Raw genomic sequence first — 3,671 nt, 5'->3', positions numbered from 1 at the left:
CCCCCCCCTTTTTTTTTTCCACCCCTCCGCCGCAATCCGCCTTGTTTTTGGGTCTGGTGGGCTCGGATATGTTTATAAGAGACAGATATAACACTAGGTTATTATTGAAATTCAAACGACTGAATAGTATCAGCATTCTCATAATGATAAATATATTTACGAACCTTTTCACAAAACAATGAAAGGCGACTTTTCATTATTTTTTATCAATCCATGATAACAGTTTTCTTGCTAAGGAGAGCATCATGGCACTGGCCGTTATTCATACACGGGCAACAATTGGTATTGATTCCCCTATCGTCACGATAGAAGCACATATCAGTAATGGTTTACCCGGTCTCACCCTTGTTGGTTTACCTGAAACTACCGTAAAAGAAGCCAGAGATCGTGTGCGAAGCGCTCTGATCAATAGTGGTTTTACTTATCCTCCCAAAAGGATCACTGTCAATTTAGCACCAGCAGATCTCCCCAAAGAAGGGGGAAGATACGATTTACCCATCGCGATTGCAATTTTAGCCGCATCAGAGCAAATCACGACAGATAAGCTACATAATTATGAGTTTTTAGGTGAATTAGCACTCTCTGGTGAAATACGGCAAGTTACGGGAGCAATTCCCGCCGCATTGAGTGCAAAAAAAGCAGGAAGACAGCTTATCCTTTCCTCAGAGAATCAAGCTGAACTGGCAATTTTGTCTCAGAACGAAACGTTAATGGCAAATCATTTGCTACAAGTTTGCCACTTCTTACAGGGAGAAACAGCGGCTTTATCCTCCCCTCCTCCTAGCGAACTACAAACTGAAGCATTTATTCTGGATATACAGGATATCATTGGGCAGGAACAAGCTAAACGCGCATTGGAGATCACAGCGGCTGGCGGTCATAATCTTCTGCTACTCGGACCTCCAGGTACTGGCAAAACTATGCTTGCCAGCCGATTATGTGGCTTATTACCACCATTGACGCATCAGGAAGCTCTAGACGTCGCTGCAATCAATAGCTTAGCTGGATGTCCAGTTAATCCTCAAAAATGGCATATACGCCCATTTAGAGCCCCTCATCATAGTTCTTCAATGGCAGCTCTTGTTGGAGGAGGTTCAATACCTAAACCGGGAGAAATTTCTCTCGCCCATAATGGGGTGTTATTTCTGGATGAATTACCTGAATTTAATCGCAGTGTCCTTGATGCCCTGCGGGAACCGCTAGAATCCGGCGAAATAGTAATATCCCGTGCCAGAGCAAAAGTCCGTTTTCCTGCCCAAGTTCAATTGATTGCAGCTATGAATCCTAGCCCAACCGGCTATCATCAAGGAATACATAACCGAAGTAGCCCACACCAAGTATTACGTTACCTCTCTAAACTATCAGGCCCTTTTTTAGATCGTTTTGATCTCTCTATTGAAGTTCCTCTGCTCCCTCCAGGAACTTTAAGTCAATCATCAACAAAATATGGAGAAAGTAGTCAAGAAATCAAAAAACGCGTAGCAAGGGCAAGAAAAATACAAATAGAGCGCTGTGGGCACATCAATGCCCATCTCAGTAGCAAACAAACCGAAGATATTTGCAAAATTAGTATGGAAAATGCCGTTTTTCTGGAAAATACTTTATTGAAATTAGGACTATCTATACGTGCTTGGCACAGAATACTTAGAGTTTCTCGCACAATTGCAGACTTAAAAGAACAAACAAGAATAGAAAAACCAGATATTATGGAAGCCCTCAGCTATCGAAGTATGGATAGGTTACTTATTCAATTACAGCAGCAGACTGGATAAGTTATTGGCTAGAAGAGAGGCAATTGCCCCTCTTGCGTAGATGATTAATAACAATGATGGTATTAATCATCAGTATCGGTATAGTCCTCTGAAGAATCAATCTGCGGTTTTCCGCCAGAAAGAGTATGAAAACGTTTTGGACGGCTAATTTTTTCCAAATACTTAGTCCATACCTTTTCCTCTGTCGTTGCAGGTGCACGTTCACCACGGCAAACTGCAACAAACAGTTTTTCTTCTTCTGTTTGAGGTTCACGTTTACCAAGGTCCAATTCATTGAACGCATGACCATAACGTTCTAGCAATTGAGCCTCTTTGATGGTGAAATCACCATGACGGGAAAATCCACGTGGATAATTTTTATTATCAAAAAAACGATTAGTCGTGATGAAGCTTTCAGCCATCTGACACACTCCTAACTCTAAGTCATACTAATTATGGCGCGGAGTATTAGGGAGGCTTGACATTCTGTAAAACAAAATATTTAAATCTTAACGACAAAAACTATTGGAGATGCATGTGGACACTGAATTACTGAAAACCTTTTTGGAAGTCAGTAAGACTCGTCACTTTGGTCGGGCAGCTGAATCGCTTTATTTAACACAATCCGCTGTTAGCTTTCGGATACGCCAATTAGAAAATCAGTTGGGAACCAATCTATTCACACGACATCGTAATAATATCCGCCTAACTGCAGCCGGAGAACGCCTAGTACCTTATGCAGAATCACTAATGAGTACCTGGCAATTGGCGAAGAAAGAAATCAATTATGTCGCTCAGCATTCAAAACTCTCTATCGGCGCTACAGCATCCCTATGGGAAAGTTATCTAACATCTTGGATAAATACATTTTATCAACACCATCGAGAAACAAGAATCGAGTCTCTAGTTTCGACGCGCCAGTCGCTAGTCAAACAATTACATTCTCGTGAATTGGATCTCTTAATTACCACTGAACCCCCCAAAATGGATGAGTTTCAAAGCCAGTTGATAGGTAATATCCAGCTTATTTTATTAACAACCCAGCATAATCTTGATAAGGGAGTAGCAAATTATATTAAATTAGAGTGGGGAGCTGATTTTCACCAGCAAGAACAACAAATCTTAAAGAACGATCATCCACCTATCATTACAACCACATCAGCACATATTGCCAAAGAGTTATTGGATAGCGTTAACGCTGCAACCTTCCTTCCTGTACATTGGCAAGAAGAATATCCAAAACTCGTTGCTTTACCTAATAATCAGTTAATAGAACGACCATTGTACGCTGTATGGCTACAAAACAGTGACCAACAAGCGCTTATCCAACACTTATTAAAAATTCCTGTTGAGAAAGCACCTGTAACTACCCAAAAACAACTTTTATAGAAAAATAAGGAGTAATGTACGGTATAGTGCACTATAAGGTAGTGCCCACAAAGACATTAGAATGGCACGAGACTAGAAGTTAAAATCCTATGTCAGAACTATAGTACATCAGAACTGTGCAATAAAATGACAAATAAGAAAAAACCCAGCTAAAATTAGCTGGGCTATTAATCTGAAAGCTATATCAATTATTACTTATTTGTTAACTGGCAGGGGCGGAGAGGCTCGAACTCCCAACACCCGGTTTTGGAGACCGGTGCTCTACCAATTGAACTACGCCCCTAAATACGGTGGCGGTGCGGACGGGACTCGAACCCGCGACCCCCGGCGTGACAGGCCGGTATTCTAACCAACTGAACTACCGCACCACCGAATTTCTTTATTCTTGCTGCCTTTTGTACCGGCAACATGTATAAATTGATGTCTGGCAGTGCCCTACTCTCACATGGGGAGACCCCACACTACCATCGGCGCTACGGCGTTTCACTGCTGAGTTCGGCATGGGATCAGGTGGGACCACCGCGCTATTGC

3 protein-coding genes, 2 tRNA genes and 1 rRNA gene are annotated in these 3,671 nt (G+C 42.0%); 2 read left to right on the top strand and 4 right to left on the bottom strand.

Translation table 11 applies throughout. The annotated features are described in order from the left end of the window. Nucleotides 1–245: 245 nt before the first annotated feature. On the top strand, nt 246–1,772 hold the full coding sequence (locus tag IQ211_RS18335) for a YifB family Mg chelatase-like AAA ATPase (protein WP_189760755.1): 1,527 nt from the start codon (nt 246–248) through the stop codon (nt 1,770–1,772). A 62-nt stretch (nt 1,773–1,834) separates the two neighbouring features. On the opposite strand, the gene IQ211_RS18330 is transcribed toward IQ211_RS18335, so the two are convergent. Beyond that, nucleotides 1,835–2,173 (bottom strand): MaoP family protein, encoded by a 339-nt coding sequence (locus IQ211_RS18330; RefSeq protein ID WP_189760754.1) that lies wholly within the window; start codon nt 2,171–2,173, stop codon nt 1,835–1,837. A gap of 115 nt (nt 2,174–2,288) precedes the next feature. Between IQ211_RS18330 and hdfR the strand changes: the two genes are divergently transcribed. Beyond that, entirely contained in the window at nt 2,289–3,140 is an 852-nt protein-coding gene (gene hdfR / locus IQ211_RS18325; protein WP_189760753.1) for an HTH-type transcriptional regulator HdfR, read from the top strand. A gap of 207 nt (nt 3,141–3,347) precedes the next feature. On the opposite strand, the gene IQ211_RS18320 is transcribed toward hdfR, so the two are convergent. The 3 genes from IQ211_RS18320 to rrf form a co-directional block, all read right to left on the bottom strand. Next, nucleotides 3,348–3,423, bottom strand: a tRNA-Trp gene (locus IQ211_RS18320). An 8-nt stretch (nt 3,424–3,431) separates the two neighbouring features. Next, a tRNA-Asp gene (locus IQ211_RS18315) sits at nt 3,432–3,508 on the bottom strand. A 54-nt stretch (nt 3,509–3,562) separates the two neighbouring features. Then, nucleotides 3,563–3,671, bottom strand: a 5S ribosomal RNA gene (rrf, locus tag IQ211_RS18310); the annotation flags it as partial.

The organism is Xenorhabdus griffiniae, from assembly GCF_015163655.1.
Classification (GTDB): Bacteria; Pseudomonadota; Gammaproteobacteria; order Enterobacterales; family Enterobacteriaceae; genus Xenorhabdus; species Xenorhabdus griffiniae.
This window is presented reverse-complemented; position numbering and strand designations above follow the sequence as displayed.